Genomic DNA, 17,732 nt, shown 5'->3' on the forward strand with positions numbered 1-17,732 from the left:
GTGTCGGTTCGGTTTCGGTCTCGGCGTCGGATCAGGTTCGATTCGAACCCGGAGTACTTAATTCGACCTGGTACGGCCCGAACCGCTCGTTCGAGGCGGCCGATCCGCGGCGGACGACGGATCGACGGGCCGCACCGTCTCGAGTCGGAGGCGTCCCCGAGCGCTCACTCGAGTCGGACGTACTCGTCCGCGATCCGCTCTCGAAATTCCGCGTCGGCGTACGCCTCGAGCAGCGGCGAGATGGGCGTGTACGCCGGTTCGCCGATCCCGTGGTAGATCGAGTCGACGATTCTCTCGCGCGGGATCAACGCGTTGCACCCGCGTCGAACCTTCTCGTTATCGAACGGCGTCGCGTACAGCGGGTAGACGAGACACTCGTACTCGCCGGTAATCCGCCGGTCGACGCCGAACGAGGGGTCGTCCTCGAACTCGGAGACGCTGTCCATGAGGACGCCAGTGCTCACGTCGACGTCGCCGGCCTTGATGGCCCCATCGCGGACGGAGGATTCGACGATCACCTCGAAGGTGACGGTCTCGATCGGTGGCGTCGCCGGAACGGCGCCGCCTTCGTACCAGTGGTCTTCGAACCGGGCGATCCGCCACCGGCTCCCGGGTTGGTGCTCGTCGAACCGGTACGGGCCGGTGCCGAGCGGTTCCGTCCGGAGGTCGTGATCGCCGTCGATCGCGGCCAGGGGGACGATCGGCACCTGGGCGACGGCGGTTTCGAACGGGGCGAACGCCCGTCGGAGGTGGACGTCGATCGTGTGCTCGTCGACGATCTCCGCGTCGTCGTACCAGTCGTAGACGACCGACTCGCGGATCGTTCCCTCGTAGCGTTCGAACGAGCCGACGACGTGCTCGGCGGTGAGGCGTTCGCCGTTGTGGAACCGGGCGTCGTCTCTGAGGTGGAACCGGTAGGCCCCCGAGTCGAGTCGTTCCCAGTCCGTCGCGAGCTGGGGGACCACGTCGCCGTCGAAGTCGACGTTGAGCAGCGACTCGTAGACGAGGGCGATCGCCTGTAACGAGGTCGCGTCCTGAACCGTCACGGGATCGGCGCTCACGACGTCGGACGGAATGGCGACGACGAGTTCGTCTCGATCGGCCGCGAGTTCCGTACACACACCGGCGAACGGGGCGTACACCGGATAGTAGGTGCCGCTGGAGGTCGGATAGGCTCGCCACCCCTCGACGTCGTCGGACCAGACGTGGTACGCTTCTCCGAACCGAACGAACGAGACGGGAACCTCCGCGGCGAGGTGTTCCTGCAGATCGCGGTAGATGTCGACGCGCTCGTCGCGATCGGACGTTTCGATCCCCGCTTCGATCAGCGCGTCGGCGTCCTCGCTCTCGTAGTGGTTGAGGTTGGTTCCGTCGGGCGTGTGGTGCGCCGAGTGAAACACGCGGTTGACGTAATCGTGGGGATCCCAGCCGCCCGTCCAGCCGAAGCAGATGAGCGCGACGCGCTCCTCGTCGGCCGCTCGGCTCGCGACGCGCTGGTAGGTGGTCCACTCGTACGGTTCGAACGAGACGTCGAAGAAGCCCGTCGCCTCGAGTTCGTCCATGAGGAACTCGGCCCAGCGGCTCCGGTAGGACTGCTCGTTCGTGACGAGGTCGACCTCGAGAGGGGGGTCGACGCCCGCTTCCTCGAAGCCGTCGGCGATGAGTCGGGTCGCCTCGTCGTCGACCGACGGTCCGTCGTCGGGGGTGATACAGCCGGCGACGCCCGCGACGCCGGCGACGCCGACGGCGAGCGATCCGACTCCCCGCAAGAAGGGGCGTCGTCGAACGCGATCACGGCCGAGTTCGCGTTCCGACTCCCCGTTCGTTACCATCGTCACTACGTCGACACCGCTCTCTCATAGGAATTGTGATCAGCGGGAAAACGGTCGGAGGCCCGCCGGGCGTCTCCGGATTCGCGGCGGCGATACCCGGCCACGGCTCGACGGAAACGGCCGCAACGCAGCGGAAACGCGGAGGGGGGTGTGCGGACGTGCCGGCGTCGGAGGGCGACGCCGTCGTCGGGACCGTCAGTCGTCGCCGTCGTCGTCGACGATCACGACCTCGCCGTCGACGACGTCGACGTTGATCAGCGTCTTGACGTGGTAGCCGGCGTCTTCGACCTTGTTCTCCCCGCCGACCTTCTTGATGACGGCGACGGTGTCGACGACCTCCGCGCCGATCTCCTCGAGCGCGGCGATGACCGACGAGAGGGTGCCCCCGGTCGAGAGGACGTCGTCGAGCACGAGGACGCGCTCGCCCTCCCGGACGTCGTTGATGTACATCTGGCTCTCGGAGTAGCCGGTCTTCTGGGAGATCGCGACCTCGCCCTCGAGGCCGTACTCGCGCTTGCGGATGACCGTCAGCGGGATGTCGGTCATGAGCGAGACGGCCGTCGAGATGTGGATGCCCATCGCCGCGGGGGTGACGATGCGATCGACCTCCTCGAGTTTGGCCTTGCGGATGATCCGGATGACGATTTCGCGCAGGAGCGTGGGATCGAGCTTCGGGACGCCGTCGCTGATGGGGTGGACGAAGTAGTGGTACCCTTCCTTCTCGATGATCGGCGCCTCGAGCAGCGACCGCTTCAACTGATCCATGTCGTGGGTGGGGACGTATCCGAGTAAAAGTTGACGATCCGCGGGCCGCGGTACCGACGGCGCCCCCGGCACGCGGTCGCGCGCGGCGACTCGGTCAGTCGTCGGCCTCGCCGTAGCTGAGTTCCGGCGGCTGGTGACCGTATCCGAGGCGCATGTGGCGTTCGTGGTAGATGTGGGCGGCGGCGGTCGCGGTGATCGTCACGGAGAGGACTCCCAACCAGGTGAGGTCGGAGAGCATCGTGAGCGGATAGATCTCGAGCCAGAGCGCCGCGACGAGCGCACACCCGATCGCGCCGAGGGAGAGGTACAGTTCTCGCCAGGCGAACTCGTGGCCGGGAACGATCTCGAGGTAGACGTTGATGTCGCGGGTCCGATCGGTCGGCTCGATGATGCCCCGGTCGGAATCGAACGAGAGGATACCGGACTCGTCCATCTTCGGCAGGTGCGTCTGCTGGAGGGTCGTGTAGACGCGTTTTCGCTGGGCCGGCGTTACCTCGTCGACGGTCGTCTCGTACTCCCAGGCGGCGACCTGCTGGGCGAGATCGCCGAGTTCGACGGGTTGACCGTCCTGTTTCAGGTACTGGAGGACGTATCGCCGGCGCTGATTGCGGAGGACTTCGAAGATCTCACCCTTCGTGAGGGAGTCGGGGGTTGCGGATTCTTTCAACACGATCGGTCACCCCTGGCGATCGATCGAAACCGGTCTGCGATCCATTATTCCGTCGCATGAATTCCACCTATATAATTCTCTTGACGACCGCGCAAGCAACTGCCGGGGCCTTATGAGACGCCGTCGCCGATCACGACCGCGAGCGAGTCGGCGATCTCGCCGCCCAATCCGCCTTTCGTCCCCTCGTATCGTGCCGCGTCCGCCTCGTGAACCAGCAGCGCGCGGGTTCGATCCTCGCCCATGACGCTCGCGTCGTTCGCGACGACGAACGCCAGGCCGGCGCGCTCGAGCGTCGACCGCGCCGCGTCGATCATCGCCCCGTCGTCACCCGACGTCTCCGTCTTGAACCCGACGATCGGAAGGTCGGGGTACCGATCGCGGGCCTCATCGATGAGCTTCGGCGTCGGCTCGAGGTCGAGCGAGCGGTCCTGGCCGGAACGGATCTTCTCCGGGCTCTCCTCGACGGTGTAGTCGCTGATCGCCGCCACCGAGACGAGGGCGTCGGCCCCCTCGCAGGCGTCGACCGTGGTCTCGTGCATCTCCGCGGCGCTCTCGACGTCGACGACGTCCGCGTAGGCGACGTCAGCCGGCGCCGACGGGCCGCTCGAGAGGGGCTGGGGACCGACGAACCCGTGGACGAGCGTCACGTCCGCGCCGCGGGCGTAACACGCCTTCGCGACGGCCCGACCCATCTTCCCCGACGAACGGTTCGTCAGGATCCGAACGGGGTCGATCGCCTCCCCCGTCGCGCCGCTCGTGATCACGATCCGCGTTCCCTCGAGCGGCCGTTCGCCGGCCGCCCTGGCCACCTCGCAGACGATCGACTCCTCGCTGGCGATCTTCGCCTTCCCCTCCTCGATCCGGGGAGAAACGAAGTCGACGCCCCACCCCTCGACCGTCTCGATGGCCTCGAGCACGCCCGGGTGGTCGTACATCGGCTCGTGCATCGCGGGCGCGATCACGACGGGTGTTCCGGAACCCAGCGCTGTCGTCGCGCAGGTCGTCACGGGCGTGTCGTCGACCGCACCGGCGATCTTGCCGACGGTGTTGGCGGTCGCCGGCGCGATCAGGAGGACGTCCGCCCAGCCGTCGTAACCGCAGAGTTCGACGTGCTCCACCTGCCCCGTGATCTCGGTGACGACCGGGTTGTCGGTGGCGAACTCGACCGCCCACGGGTGGACGATTCCCCGCGCACTGCCGGTCATCACGCCCCGAACGTTCGCGCCCCGTCGTCGCAACTCGTGGGCCAGCTCGACCGTCTTGACGGCCGCGATCGAGCCCGTGACACCCAGCGCGACGTTGACTCCCTCGAGCATGTGTTGCGCAATTCGGACGTGGTGGCTTTAGGATTACTGTCGGTTCGGCGTCCAGCGGCGGAAACGCACCTTCGAGTCGACGTCGCCCCGCGAGCTTTCCACCCCCTTTCGATCGGTTTCACTGTCGAAGGTGACTACGCAGCACGCCAATCAATGCATTTGGACCGTTTCCGTGAGCGAACTGAAGTCGGCGACTCGGGTGATCGAGCCGTAAGTGTCGGCCCCGAGCGCGGACGCACGTCGAGAGTCCGGTGCTTACGATCGATCCACGCTCGGGTGCATCGTCGGCTCCTCGTCCAGCGGCTCCGCGAACGCCTCGAGGATCGTCTCCCGCGCCCGCTCGTCCCGTCGCCGTCGCTCTTCGTCGTCGATCTCCTCACAGCCCGGGGGAACCTCGCGCCCGCGGCCGGTGAAGTACCCCTCGGGGGTGACCCAGTCGTGGTAGAACGGGACTTCGGAGTCGTGGACGACCGCGAGGGCGACCTTCGCGCCGTGGCCAGCGGTGACGACCAACTGGTGGGGTTCGTCTGCGATCTTTCCGGCGCCGTAGACGCCGTCGACGGCCGTTCGGCCGGCCTCGTCGGTCTCCACCACGTACTTGCTCCCCTGCTGGCTGCGGCCGACGTCCAGGGGGACGAGGTACTCGCTGTCGGGCCACGAGGCGGCGATTACCCGTCGCGCCTCGAGGGGGTCGCCGCCCTCGGTCTCGAGTCGGAAGCCGGCCTCGGGGTCGTCGGGGTCGCGCTGGGTGACGCGCTCGACCACACCCAGTTCGAACTCGGCGCCGGCGCTCCGGGCCTGCTCGCGGGTCAGGTCGAGGAACCGACGGGCGTCGAGGCCGTCGGGGAAGCCGGGGTAGTTCTCGAGGCTGGCGTTTCGCGCGAGGATCGACTCCCCGCCGTCGACGACGAGGGTGTCGAGTCCCGCTCGAGCGGTGAAGATCGAGGCGGTCAGTCCGGAGACGCCGCCGCCGACGATGCAGACGTCGCGCGTGGTCATGATACTGCGTTACCGACCGTTCGTATAAAGGGTAATCAATCGGTTCGCCGACGGGTGGGGGAGCGACGGCCCACCGGGGTCGGCGGACGCCGAGACGCGGCCGATCGAACCGACGGTCGCGTCCCCGTGGTGTTCGAATGGTAACAGTTTACACGTAGACAGTGGTACGGTGACGCGTGATTACGACCGTCGCCGTCGTCCTCGCGATCACGGTCGTGCCGTTCGTCGCGTTTCGAGCCTACGCTCGGCGCGTCGAGGGACTCGACGAACCAGTCGAGGTTCGCGTCCACCGGCTCGACAGGGCCCAGCAGGCGGGGGGCTTCCTCCTCCCGTTCGTCGGTGTCGTGGGGCTCGCCGAACTCGACGCGACCGATCGGGTGCTCGCCTTCTTCGACGCCGTCGCCCCTCGATTCCTCGATCACCCCGCCCTCGAGTTCGTCCTGATCGTCGCCGTCGTCTTCGCGTTCGCGACCGCACCGCTGATCGCCGTCACCCTGGGAACGTACTCGACGCTGCGATCGCTCCGGGAGACGTCCGCCTCGCCGTGGCGCCAGGTCAAGGGCGTCCTCGCGGTGATGGCCATTACCGCCGTCTCGGTCGGCGTCGGGATCGGCGGCTACCTCGCGATCACGTCGGTCCTCGGGTCGACCCAGCCGGTCATCGTCGGCGCGGTAGGCGTCGTGATCGTGGCGTCGTTCACCCTCACGCCGTACCTGGTGGCGATCTTTCAGGAGCGGGTCCCGCTCGAGGGCGACCGACGGGAGCGCGTCGAGCAACTGTGTGCGGACCTCGGCTACCGGCCGCGGGGACTGTCCCTCCTCGAGGGAGCGTCCACCAGGGTGGCGAACGCCCTCGTCGCCGGCACGATTCCGGGAGTCAGGTACGTTTTCCTCACCGATTACCTCCTCGAGGAGTTCGACGACGACGAAGTTCGCGCGATCCTCGCCCACGAGTTCGGCCACGTGGCCGGCCATCACCTCTGGCAACGCGCCCTGCTGACCGTGGCTGCGGTCGTGACGTGGGTCCTCGCCGCCGAACACGTCGGTTTGGCCGTCCTCGAGAAGCGATTCGGGCTCGCCGGCGTCGCGTTCCCGATCGCGATCGGTTACGGGATCTACCACGTCTCCTTGCTCGGAGGACTCGCCTACCGCCAGGAGTACCGCGCCGACGCCTACGCCGCTCGAGCGGCCGGGGTCGACGCGACGGTGTCGGCGCTGGAGAAAATCGCCGACTCGAACGACATGCGACGCGACGCCGGCCTGCTGTACGCATTGGCGACGCACCACCCACCGATCGACGATCGGATCGACGCTGTTCGCCGCCTCGAGGACGCCGAACCGCCTCGTGACGGCTCCACGGAGCACGAGCGGGCCCGGGACGGCGAACGCGAGCGATCCTCCTCGAGCGGGTGAGGGGAGACTCCAGCGGGAGCGGGCCGAGCCAATCGAGTGGCGTCGTGTCGGTCTGATTCCGCCTCGGTGGATAGTAATCCTTACTTTCGAACCGGTCGTACGTCGACCGTGGACAGAATCCTCCTCAGCACGCTGGTCTACCGACCGCCGGAGGTCGTCTTTCCGTACGTTCGGACGTTCACGAACTACACCCGGTACACGGACTACCTGAAGGAGGTGCGAGTGCGCGGGGACGGCGGCCCCGGGACGATCTACGACCTCAGGCTCGCCTGGTGGAAGCTCAGCTACACCGCCAGTTCGAAGGTGCTCTCGGTCGACGCACCCCACTCCCTCGAGTGGCGGCTCGTGAAGGACGTCGACGCGCACGGCGAGTGGCGGGTGGAGTCCGAACCCGAGTCGGCCCCGGCGAACGAGGAGGCCGCGAGCCGGGTTTACTTCGAGGCGGTGTACGACCCGCACTCGGCCGACAGGGACGCCATCTCGCTGCCGCGGTTCGTCTCGATCTCGAGGGTCGTCGACAAGGTCAGGCCGAAGTTACTGAGCGAAGCCGAGACCCTCGTCGAGCGCCTGGTCGCGGACATCGAGGGGGGGCGACGCGAGGTGGAGTTGACGGTGCACGAGGCGCCGTAGCGGGCTGATTGAGTTCTCAGAGGGAGTCCCGCACGTCGATTTCGCCGTGCATGGTGCTCTGGTGCGGATCGCAGGCGTAGGACGCCATCTCCCGAGTCGCGGTAAACCGGATGAATCGTCCGTCGTCAGGGTCGGAGACCGGTTCGGTCTCGTAGTCGTCGACGACCTCGTCGTTCTCGTCGCGGATCTGGAGGTTGTGCGCGGCCCCGTCGCCCTCCGTCCAGCCGATCTCGTACTCGCGACCCGCCTCGAGCACGAGCACGGGGTTCTCCTGACCGGCGATGAACGACGGTTCCAGCCCCTCCCAGGCGACCGTCTGTGCGGAGAACACGATCTCGTCGACGTCGCGCCACTCCTCGACGGAGGCGGCCGGCGACTGAACGTCGATCCCCTCGATCCTCCTGGTCCGACCCGTCTCGCCCTCTCCGGACGAGGCGACGACCTCGAACCGTCCGTGGCCGACTGCCTCCGCCTCCAGCGTGACCGATTCCCCGACTTCGGTGAGCCGATACTCGTCGGGGTCGTCGATCTCGCCACCTTCGACGTACACGGTCGACGATCCGTCCCGGTCGACGAGCGTCACGGTGACCGAATCCGTCCCGTCGCCCTCGACGTCGACGGCGCCGGACGGCATCGGGAGCAGGTCCCCCTCGACCCAGGCGTACCACTCCTCCTCGATCTCGAGGGCGACCGCGAAAACCACCGCTTCAGCGGACGTCGAACCGATCTCGACGTCGAGGCGGGATTCGACGTCGACCGCCTTCGAGACTTCGACGTCGAACTCGTCGCCGTACGTCTCGGCGAACTCGTCGTTCGACTCCTGATCCACGCACTCGACGGTTCGTATCGAGTCGGGCCGATCCATCGACTCGTAGTTGGACGCGACGGTTTCGGCGTCGGTGGTCGGTTCGTACTCGTGGGGATGGTATTTCGCCGCCCGCTCGTATTCGCCATCGACGATGGCCTCGACGACCGCCCGGACGGTGGCGCACGCGTCACTCGTGGCCGGTTCACCGTCGCCTTCACCCTCACCGTCGTCTCCGTCCTGTTCGTTCCCCTCACCGTTCGATCCGTCGGATTCGTCCGATCCGTCAGATCCGTCCGATCCATCCGTTCGCTCGAGGTCGCCGTCGTCCAGACACCCGCCGAGACCGGTCGACAGGGCGATACCGGACCCGACGAGGACAGTCCGTCGTTTCATATTTCTATCTCATACGTATGGGATATAAGGATTGGTGTTTGGCCGTCTGACGGGGCACGGTAACGCACTATGCCGGGGTAACCGACTTCCCGCTCGACGGGTAACGGCCGACCATGGAGGAGGGGGCGCACCCGTGCGCGTGATCATCGTCGGCGCCGGCGAAGTTGGGTCGAACATCGCCGACGACCTCGCCGGCGACCACCACGTCGTCGTGATCGACGTGGACGGCGACCGCGTCGAGTCGATCACTTACTCTCACGACGTGCTCGCGATCGAGGGAAACGGCACCTCCCTCGACGTGCTCGAGGAGGCAGGACTCGCCGACGCCGACCTGGTCATCGCGAGTACCGACGACGACGAGACCAACGTGGTCATCTGCGGCGCCGCCAAGGCGGCCTCGGATTCGAATCCGTTTACCATCGCGCGCGTGAGACAAACGAACCTGTTCCGGACCTGGAAGCGCTCGGAACGCGCGTTCGGGGTCGATTTCATGGTCTCGAGCGACCTCGAGACGGCCGCGCAGATCGTCCGGATCGCGGGGTTGCCGGGGGCTCAGGACGTCGATACGTTCGCGAACGGGGTCGTCCACATGGCCGAGTTCGAGGTCGACGACGACAGCCCGATCGCCGGTGAGACGGTCTCCGACGCCGACCGGTTCGAGTCGCTGACGTTCGCGGCGATCATCCGCGAGGACGACATCGTGATCCCGACGGGCGAGACGATCATCCGGCCCGGCGACGACGTCGTCGTCATCGGACCGGGGGAGAGCGTCCGGGCCTTCGCGAGTTCGTTGACCCCCGCGCCGTCGCTCGAGGAGGCCGACGAGATCGTCGTCATCGGGGGCGGCGAGATCGGGTTGCAGACCGCCCGCCTCTTCGAGGAGGAGGGGCTCGAACCCAGGCTGGTCGAGCGCGATCCGGAGCGGGCGCGGGAACTGGCCGAACAATTGCGCAAGACGCTCGTGTTCGAGAGCGACGCGACGGACATCGACTTCCTCGTCCGCGAGCACGTCGACGAGTCGGACATCGTGGTCACGGCCCTCGAGAGCGACGAGCGCAACCTGCTCGCCTCCCTGCTCGCGAAGCGGGTCGGCGTCGAGCGCACCGTCGGCGTCGTCGAGAACGGCGAGTACGCGGACCTCTTCGAGACCGTCGGCATCGACGTCGCGGTCAACCCGCGCCTCGTCACAGCCGAGGAGATCACCCGGTTCACGCGGGAGCAGCGAACCGAGAACGTCTCCATGCTCGAGCACGACCGCGCGGAGGTCCTCGAAATCGAGATCCAGGGGGACAGTCTGCTCGCCGACGCCCGGATTCGAGACGTGATGCCCGAGTTGCCGGAGGGCGTCGTCGTCGGCGCGATCACCCGCGACGGCGACTTCATCACCCCGCGCGGGGAGACGGTCGTACAGCCGGGCGATCACGTGGTCGTCTTCGTCGACACCGAGGTGCTCGACGCGGTCGCCGCGGCGCTCTGACTCAGAGCGTGTAGTCGTACGACCCGTCCTCGCTCTCGAGGAACGCCGTCAGGAGGTCGATCGTCGCGGCGACGTCGTCGACGTGGGCGGTTTCGGTGGCCGTGTGGAGGTACCGCGTGGGGATGGAGATCGCGCCGACGGGTTTCGCCCCCGCCGACAGCTGAAAGCCCGCCGTGTCGGTGCCGCCGGCGGGGAGGATCTCGAACTGGTGGTCGACGTCGTTCTCCTCGGCGACCGCCTTCAACCGGCGGTGGACCTTCGGGCTCGTGATGACGCTCCCGTCCTTGAGCTTGATCGCCGCGCCCTCGCCGAGCCGGGTGACGTACTCGCCCTCGTCGAAGCCGGGGACGTCGTTGGCGACGGTCACGTCGAGGGCGATCGCGAGGTCCGGGTCGACGTCGACGCCAAGCGCGCGGGCGCCACGGAGGCCGACCTCCTCCTGGACCGTCGCACAGAAGTGGATCGTGACCGCGGGATCCTCGATCCGGCGGGCCGCCTCGAGCATCGCGAACAGACACACCCGGTCGTCGAGGGCTTTTCCGGTGACGGTCTCGCCGACGAGTTCGGTCGACTGGTCGATCGTCACGAGGTCGCCGGGGGAGACGCGCTCCTCGAGTTCGTCGTAGGGAAGGCCGACGTCGACGGCGACGTCCTCGACCTTCGGGGTTTTCTCGCGCTCCTCCTCGTCCTGGGTGTGCGGCGGCGGCGAGCCGATGACGCCCGGGAGGTCGCCGTCTTCGGTGTGGATCCGCACCCGCTGGGCCTTGAGGACGCGGGCGTCCCAGCCGCCGAGGGCGTCGAGTTCGACGAAGCCGAAGCCGTCGTCCTTGCCTTTGACATTTTTCACCATGAAGCCGATCTCGTCCATGTGGGCGGCGACGGCCACGGAGAAGTCGGACTCGCCCTCGAGCGTGCCGACGACGTTCCCCATGGCGTCCGTGCGAACGCGGTCGACGGTCCCTTCGAACTTCCGTTCGACGAGTTCGCGGACGTCGTCTTCGTATCCCGGCACCCCGTGTTCTTCGGTCAGTTCGGCGAGCAGGTCGAAATCGAACGCGGCGTCTGCCATGTGTCCCCCTGTGGCGTCCGACCCTATGAACTCGACGGGCGAAGCCGGGTGTCCCTCGCTCGAACGGTTACGATCGCACGAGTCGGGACGGGAGTCTGTTCGGTACTCGCGGCGTCGTGGACCGTCTCGTCGATAACGGGATCGACACCGCGTTCGGTATTCCGTGGACAGTCGCTGACGCCGAACGAGACGATCGGAGAACGCGACGACGTCCGATCCGGCGTCGTCCGGCACGAGACGGGGCGCTCGACGGGCGGCGACGCCCGAAAAGATCCGGGTGGCGATCGAGTCGGCCCTTCGCGCGTACCGCCCGACGCTCTTCGAGATCCCCACCGACCCGGGCGAACCGCAGGCCGGCCGGTTCGTGTCCGCGTAGGTCGGTCCGCACCGTCGTCCGTCGGGGCGTCGAAGCGGCCGGAAGTCCCGGCCGGGGGTGCGTAACTCGAGCGGCCGCTCGCGTCGAGAACGGCATCGGTGAAAATAGTAACCGCGTACTATTAACGGGTCCATACGCTACGTTGGTGTATGAGCGACGTACGCGTTGCAGGCGTCGGCTTGACGCACTTCGGTAGCTCGCCGGAGCGCACGAGTCGGGACCTCTTCGCAGAAGCCAGCACCAAGGCGTTCGCCGACAGCGGCGTCCCGAGAACGGACGTGGAGTCGGTCTGCTACGGTAACTTCATGGGCGAGATCTCCGAACACCAGGGCCACCAGGGTCCCCTGATGGCGGAAGCCGCGGGGGTCAGGGCCCCGGCGACCCGTTACGAGGCAGCCTGCGCCTCGAGCGGCGTGGCCGTCCGCGACGCGGTCCGCGCGATCCGAAACGGCGAGCACGACGTCGTACTCGTCGGCGGCGCGGAGCGGATGACCAACCTGGGCACCGCGGGCGCGACGGAGGCGCTCGCCATCGCCGCCGACGACCTCTGGGAAGTCCGGGCGGGGATGACGTTCCCCGGCGCCTACGCGCTGATGGCCCAGGCCTACTTCGAGACGTTCGGCGGCGAGCGCGAGGACCTCGCCCACGTCGCCGTGAAGAACCACGAGAATGCCCTTCCGAACGAGAAGGCCCAGTACCAGCGCGCGATCGAGGTATCGGACGTCCTCGAGGCCCCGCTGGTCGCGACCCCCCTCGGCCTCTACGACGCCTGTCCGATCTCCGACGGCGCGTCGGCGGTCGTCCTCACGAGCGAGGCGTACGCCGAGGAGCACGACCTCGAGGCCCCCGTGGCGATCACGGGCACGGGCCAGGGTGGCGACCGCATGGCGCTGCAGGACCGCGAGCACCTCGCCCGCTCGCCCGCGGCGCGCGAGGCCGGCGAGGAAGCGTACGCGGATGCCGGCGTTCGCGCCGGCGACGTCGACTTCGCCGAAGTCCACGACTGCTTCACCATCGCCGAGGTGCTCGCGATCGAGGCGCTCGACCTCGAGCCCGTCGGCGAGGGCATCTCCGCGGCTCGAGACGGTCGGACGACGGCCGACGGCGAGACGCCGATCAACCTCTCGGGCGGGCTGAAGGCCAAGGGCCACCCGGTGGGGGCGACCGGCGCCTCGCAGATCGCCGAGGTCGCCTCGCTGCTCGCCGGCGACCACCCGAACAGCGAGTTCGTCGAGGACGCCACGACCGCCGTCGCCCACAACGCGGGTGGAACGGTCGCGAGTGCGACGGTTCATGTGCTGGAGGTGGTTGCGTGAGCGAACGCAGTGACGCGAATGCAACTACGCCAGAGCTTGCTCTGGAGGTGATAGAATGAGCGACGACGTCGGAAACGCCGGCTACGACGAGTGGCTCGAGGCCGTCGAGGACGACGAGGCCTACTACCTCGAGTGTGCGAACGGCCACGGCTCGCTCCCGCCGCGCAGCGTCTGTCCCGAGTGCGGGTCGACCGAGCTCGAGGAGGTTCCCCTCCCCGACACCGGCGAGGTCGAGACGTTCACGATCAACCACGTCCCCACGCCCGCGTTCGAGGACGACGCGCCCTACGCGACGGCTATCGCGGACTTCGGCCCAGTGCGGATCACGGGCCAGTTCGTCGGCGTCGACCTCGAGCGCGTCGAGAACGGGATGACAGTCGCGCTCGAGATCACGACCTCGGAGACCACCGGCGATCGCGTGGTCGGCTTCGAACCGGTCTGAGGCTCGACCCGAGCGCAGTTCTCGGTCTTCGTTTTCGCGAGCGTCAGGGTTTGGGATAGCAGGTCGGCCGCCGGTCGGGTGGACGGTTCTGTCGACACAGTGAAACACGGCACGGCTCCGATACCGGCGAGCCCCGTCGGTCCGGCGACGCGACCGCGTGGTCGTCGGTCCGCCGACACGACCGTGTGCCCGCCGATGCGGTTACGATCGGACGTCCAGCGTCGTCCTGCTCCCCTTCGGCTCTTCGACCGCATCGAGGAGCTCCCGCTCGGTGCCCGACAGTTCCAGCGCGAAGTCGACGCCGAGGGCCGTCGCGGGCGTCTGGAACCCGGCGGGTGCGTCGCCCTCGAGGACGCGCTCGCCGGCGCTGACGGCAGATTCGGCGGTCAGGGCGTACGGATTCGGCGTCCGCATCAGCCCCGACACCGTCCGATCGCCGTCGCTCACCTCGCCCCAGACGGCGGCCGACCCGGTCGCCAGTTCGGTCCCGTCCGGTCCCTCGCGGCGAGCGTCGACGAGGCGGTTCACGGCGGATTTCACCGGACCGCGGCCGACAAACCGCCCGACGGATCCGGCGGTCGAGAGCGCCCGCGTCGCCCACCCGGGGACGGAGTCGGGGATGGCGGCGTACACCTCGACCGTGTCGACGTCGGTGCTGTGTGCCGCCGTCACGATGTCGCCCCACGGGACCGTCACCGCCCGCTGAGGGCCGTCGCCGAAGTCGATCTCCCGCGATCGGTGGCCGATCGGCACGCGGATCAACCGCCCGTTTCGCCGGATCGCCCCGCCGGTCTCGAGGATCGACAGCAGCGTGCGCGCCGTTCCCCGGGAGACGGAGGGTGCGCCCCGAATACCGAGGGTCAGTTCGTTCGCCGACGGCAGCGTCCGCGCGAGGGCCGCCGCGAGGCAGTCGGAAGGAACGACGTCGAAGCCGACGCCGGGAAGCAGGGTCACCCCCTCGTCCCGAGCGCGGTCGGCGAGCAGGCGGAGGCGCTCGAACACTTGAAACTCGCCGGTCAGGTCGAGGTAGTCGGTCCCCGTCTCGAGGCAGGCCTCGACGAGCGGATCGGCGGTGTTCACGAACGGACCGGCGCAGTTGAGGACGGCGTCGAACTCCCCCACGCGCTCCGCGAGCACGGGCGACTCGAGGTCGAAGGTTCGCCCTTCGACGCCAAGTCGGTCCGCTTGCTCGGCGACCCGCCGCCCGTTTCGGCCGGCGACGACCGGCGACCCTCCCCGGGCGACGGCCTCCCGGACGACCAGTGTTCCCGTGTAGCCGTAAGAGCCGTAGATGAGGAGGGTGTCCATAGTCGGCGTTGGGGACTCCGGGTTGTTAACGTTCCGTCAGACGTGTGCAGGAACGGTGACACGAGTGTCACGATTCGCTGTCACCCGTGGGAGTTGTCGGACCGACGACTCGAGCGCACCGGCCTTGCGGTCGAGGCGTCGACCGCGGGACGGGACGTCGGCGATCCCCCGACCGCGTCGAAACGTTCACCATCGCCGACCCGTAAGCGGTCGTAACCGACGATGGCCGACGCTACGCGCATCGCGTCGCTCGAGGAGGTTCCGGACGAGTCGACGTTCCTGTTTCGCGTTCGACGGCTCGAGGAGGGACCCGACGGGGGCGACGAACTCGAGGCGATCCTGGTCCGAACGGCCGATTCCGAGGTCGCATGCTGGCTGAACTACTGCCAGCACTTGACGCACATCAACCTCGACAAGGGGTCGGGCGCCCCGATGCGAAACGGCGAACTCGTCTGTCAAAATCACGGCGCCTACTTCGAGTCCGACACCGGCTACTGCACCTACGGTCCCTGCGAAGGCGCGTACCTGACGGGCATCGAGGTCGCCGTGGTCGACGGCGACGTCCACCTCGCGGACGACGGGTACGAGTTCGTCGGCGTCGGCCCCGTCGAAACGGACGACCTCGACCGGGGATCGACGTCGAACGTCGAATTCTGATCCTGCGGGGGTCGACGCGCGGTCGACAGGCTGCCGAGCGGGCGGTGCGGACGAGTTGCCGGGAGAAATCAGTTCGAGATGGCGGCGGGGGAGACGAGGTCGCGACCCTGATCGTACTCGAGGAGGCCGGCGTCGACCAGTCTCGGGAGGTGGTCGTGGTACAGCGAGAGGTAGACGTCGGCGACGCGCTCCGCGGAGATGTTGACGACCGCCCGCCCCGTCTCGAGGCTCGCCACCTCCTCGGCCGCGTCCGGGAGCGTGAGCTCTTCCTCGTACGAGCGCATGACCCTGAGGAGGAGCCGGCGGCGCCGGTTCGAGAGGAGGGAGAACACCTCGTCGACGGACTCCGGCGACTCCTCGCGGCCCTCGAGCCAGTCGAGGACCGCCAGGACGAAGTCGACACAGCCGAACTCGGAATTTGACGTGGCAGTCATCTGTATACACCGTGGACCGCTCGCGAACGCGCGCTGGCCGGCCGGCGGGAGATGAAAAGCGACGTCGCCGCGATTCAGCCGCTGTCGCCGGCCGCAGTCGTTCGTCGGGTCCGTACCGGGGTACTAGCCTACCCGCTAAATATTAGTATCGAATGTGCGGCACGTCGTCCATCGGCTCACGACAGTCGTTTTCACGAGATTCAACAGGTGTCAGACATGCGTTAGACGGCGATCAGCGTTCGCGGGGAGCGGCCGGCGGACGACGAGTCCCGTCACTCGATCGTGAACGTCGGTTCGTCGATCGCCTCGCTCTTACACGACGGACACCGCGAGGGGACGTTCAACAGGTCGTCGAAGTCGTCGAACCCGCACGCGCGACACGTCGGCGGGGCGACGAGGAACCGCTCGTCCGAGTTGCCGACCGACCGCGAGACGTGCTCGACGTGGCGCAAGACTGCGTTCGGCGTCAGATCGAGCGCGGCGGCGAGTTCGCTCGGCGTGGCCGGTTCCTCGCGGAGTGCGTCGACGATTCGCTGTCGCGTCGTCTCGTCGGCTTCGCGCATGGACGTGGAGGTCGGCCTCCGGGCGGGTTATGTATTCTGATCGACTGAGGGTGGACGTCGGCACGCGGAGCGGGTTCCCTCTCCACCGAAGGACAAGTGACTTACATCCACCCGGCAAAGGAGCCGCCATGAAAGCCGTGGTACTGGCGGGCGGCTACGCCACCCGCATGTGGCCGATCACGAAGCATCGGCCCAAGATGTTCCTCCCCATCGGCGAGTCGACCGTCATCGATCGGATCTTCGCGGAACTCGAGGCAGACGAGCGGATCGAGGAGGTGTTCGTCAGCACCAACGAGCGGTTCGCCCCCGACTTCGAGGCCCACCTCGAAGAGGGCGAGTTCGACAAGCCCGTCCTCTCGGTCGAGGAAACCACCGAGGAGGACGAGAAGTTCGGCGTCGTCGGCGCGCTGGCCCAGCTCGTCGACCGGGAGGACGTCGACGACGACCTGCTCGTCATCGCCGGCGATAACCTGATGAGCTTCGCCGTCTCCGACTTTCTCGACTACTTCGAAGCCACAGACGCCCCCACGCTCGCCGCCTACGACGTCGGCTCCCGCGAGAAGGCGAAGTCCTACGGCCTCGTCGAACTCGAGGGCGACCGCGTCGTCGACTTTCAGGAGAAACCGGAAGACCCGAAGAGCACCCTCGTCTCCATCGCCTGCTACGCCTTTCCCCGCGACTCGCTCTCGCTGCTCTCGACGTACCTCGAGGACGGCAACAACCCCGACGAACCGGGCTGGTTCGTCCAGTGGCTCCAGGAGCGCGAGCCGACCCACGCCTTCACCTTCGAGGGCGCGTGGTACGACATCGGGACGCCCGAGAGCTACCTCGACGCCGTCGCGTGGCACCTGGACGGCGACTCGCTCGTCGCCGACGCGGCGACCCTCGAGAACGCCGACATCGGCGAGAACGTCCACGTGATGGACGGGGCGACCCTCGAGAACACCGCCCTCGACCACGCCGTCATCTTCCCGGACGCGACCGTTCGGAACGGAGACATCCGCCGTTCGATCATCGACGAGGACACGCACATCGACAACCTCGACCTGGCGGGCGCGCTGATCGGCGCTCACACGACGATCACGAACGGCTCCTGACCTCGCGCACTCGACGAGAACGCCAGCGTGCTCGAACGTAGCCGACGCGCGTGCTCGAGCGTAACCGACGTCAGCGAGCTTATATGCGAACGGCTCGAGCGGTTCGAGCCGTCCGAACCCTCGACTCGAACCGTCAGAGCCGTCGGTGCGGTTCGACCGAAATCGAAT

At 67.7% G+C, this 17,732-nt stretch carries 17 protein-coding genes; 7 read left to right on the forward strand and 10 right to left on the reverse strand.

The annotated features are described in order from the left end of the window. Nucleotides 1–164: 164 nt before the first annotated feature. From RJT68_RS11130 to RJT68_RS11150, 5 genes are all read right to left on the reverse strand, one after another. A complete protein-coding gene (locus RJT68_RS11130) occupies nt 165–1,832 on the reverse strand; it encodes an ABC transporter substrate-binding protein (RefSeq protein ID WP_407036628.1) in 1,668 nt (555 codons plus the stop codon). A 195-nt stretch (nt 1,833–2,027) separates the two neighbouring features. Beyond that, entirely contained in the window at nt 2,028–2,597 is a 570-nt protein-coding gene (hpt, locus tag RJT68_RS11135; RefSeq protein WP_407036629.1) for a hypoxanthine/guanine phosphoribosyltransferase, read from the reverse strand. Nucleotides 2,598–2,691: 94 nt separating this feature from the next. Continuing rightward, complete coding sequence (locus tag RJT68_RS11140) at nt 2,692–3,270, reverse strand: DUF7344 domain-containing protein (RefSeq protein WP_407040361.1); 579 nt, start codon at nt 3,268–3,270, stop codon at nt 2,692–2,694. A 107-nt stretch (nt 3,271–3,377) separates the two neighbouring features. Then, the gene (gene coaBC / locus RJT68_RS11145; RefSeq protein WP_407036630.1) at nt 3,378–4,583 is read right to left on the reverse strand and encodes a bifunctional phosphopantothenoylcysteine decarboxylase/phosphopantothenate--cysteine ligase CoaBC; all 1,206 of its coding nucleotides are present in this window, start codon (nt 4,581–4,583) and stop codon (nt 3,378–3,380) included. A gap of 255 nt (nt 4,584–4,838) precedes the next feature. Beyond that, nucleotides 4,839–5,582, reverse strand: coding sequence for an NAD(P)/FAD-dependent oxidoreductase (locus RJT68_RS11150; RefSeq protein WP_407036631.1), 744 nt, complete (start codon nt 5,580–5,582; stop codon nt 4,839–4,841). A gap of 176 nt (nt 5,583–5,758) precedes the next feature. On the opposite strand from RJT68_RS11150, the gene RJT68_RS11155 reads away from it, so the two are divergent. Both RJT68_RS11155 and RJT68_RS11160 read left to right on the forward strand, forming a co-directional pair. Then, a complete protein-coding gene (locus RJT68_RS11155) occupies nt 5,759–6,994 on the forward strand; it encodes a M48 family metalloprotease (protein ID WP_407036632.1) in 1,236 nt (411 codons plus the stop codon). A 108-nt stretch (nt 6,995–7,102) separates the two neighbouring features. Next, complete coding sequence (locus RJT68_RS11160; protein WP_407036633.1) at nt 7,103–7,624, forward strand: SRPBCC family protein; 522 nt, start codon at nt 7,103–7,105, stop codon at nt 7,622–7,624. Between the two features lie 16 nt (nt 7,625–7,640). Here RJT68_RS11160 and RJT68_RS11165 read toward each other — a convergent pair whose 3' ends face one another. Beyond that, the gene (locus RJT68_RS11165) at nt 7,641–8,825 is read right to left on the reverse strand and encodes a plastocyanin (RefSeq protein ID WP_407036634.1); all 1,185 of its coding nucleotides are present in this window, start codon (nt 8,823–8,825) and stop codon (nt 7,641–7,643) included. 133 nt (nt 8,826–8,958) lie between these two features. On the opposite strand from RJT68_RS11165, the gene trkA reads away from it, so the two are divergent. Then, on the forward strand, nt 8,959–10,302 hold the full coding sequence (gene trkA / locus RJT68_RS11170; RefSeq protein WP_407036635.1) for a Trk system potassium transporter TrkA: 1,344 nt from the start codon (nt 8,959–8,961) through the stop codon (nt 10,300–10,302). Nucleotide 10,303: 1 nt separating this feature from the next. Here trkA and RJT68_RS11175 read toward each other — a convergent pair whose 3' ends face one another. Then, on the reverse strand, nt 10,304–11,371 hold the full coding sequence (locus RJT68_RS11175; protein ID WP_407036636.1) for a M42 family metallopeptidase: 1,068 nt from the start codon (nt 11,369–11,371) through the stop codon (nt 10,304–10,306). Nucleotides 11,372–11,896: 525 nt separating this feature from the next. Between RJT68_RS11175 and RJT68_RS11180 the strand changes: the two genes are divergently transcribed. Then, nucleotides 11,897–13,063 (forward strand): thiolase C-terminal domain-containing protein, encoded by a 1,167-nt coding sequence (locus tag RJT68_RS11180; RefSeq protein ID WP_407036637.1) that lies wholly within the window; start codon nt 11,897–11,899, stop codon nt 13,061–13,063. Nucleotides 13,064–13,118: 55 nt separating this feature from the next. Then, complete coding sequence (locus RJT68_RS11185) at nt 13,119–13,505, forward strand: Zn-ribbon domain-containing OB-fold protein (RefSeq protein WP_407036638.1); 387 nt, start codon at nt 13,119–13,121, stop codon at nt 13,503–13,505. A gap of 201 nt (nt 13,506–13,706) precedes the next feature. Here the strand turns inward: RJT68_RS11185 and RJT68_RS11190 are convergent, their stop codons facing one another. Continuing rightward, nucleotides 13,707–14,813 carry a saccharopine dehydrogenase family protein gene (locus RJT68_RS11190; RefSeq protein WP_407036639.1) on the reverse strand — a complete coding sequence of 369 codons (1,107 nt, stop codon included), beginning with the start codon at nt 14,811–14,813 and terminating at the stop codon, nt 13,707–13,709. 222 nt (nt 14,814–15,035) lie between these two features. On the opposite strand from RJT68_RS11190, the gene RJT68_RS11195 reads away from it, so the two are divergent. Then, a complete protein-coding gene (locus RJT68_RS11195; RefSeq protein ID WP_407036640.1) occupies nt 15,036–15,470 on the forward strand; it encodes a Rieske (2Fe-2S) protein in 435 nt (144 codons plus the stop codon). 68 nt (nt 15,471–15,538) lie between these two features. On the opposite strand, the gene RJT68_RS11200 is transcribed toward RJT68_RS11195, so the two are convergent. Both RJT68_RS11200 and RJT68_RS11205 read right to left on the reverse strand, forming a co-directional pair. Continuing rightward, the gene (locus tag RJT68_RS11200; RefSeq protein WP_407036641.1) at nt 15,539–15,904 is read right to left on the reverse strand and encodes a DUF7344 domain-containing protein; all 366 of its coding nucleotides are present in this window, start codon (nt 15,902–15,904) and stop codon (nt 15,539–15,541) included. Between the two features lie 272 nt (nt 15,905–16,176). Continuing rightward, nucleotides 16,177–16,467: a transcriptional regulator gene (locus RJT68_RS11205; protein ID WP_407036642.1), complete on the reverse strand. Its 291-nt coding sequence runs from the start codon at nt 16,465–16,467 to the stop codon at nt 16,177–16,179. 128 nt (nt 16,468–16,595) lie between these two features. Here RJT68_RS11205 and RJT68_RS11210 point away from each other — a divergent pair, with 128 nt between their 5' ends. After that, entirely contained in the window at nt 16,596–17,564 is a 969-nt protein-coding gene (locus RJT68_RS11210) for a sugar phosphate nucleotidyltransferase (RefSeq protein ID WP_407036643.1), read from the forward strand. The last annotated feature ends 168 nt before the right edge of the window (nt 17,565–17,732 follow it).

Origin of the sequence: Halovalidus salilacus, from assembly GCF_031852275.1 — an archaeon.
Lineage (GTDB): Archaea > Halobacteriota > Halobacteria > Halobacteriales > Natrialbaceae > Halovalidus > Halovalidus salilacus.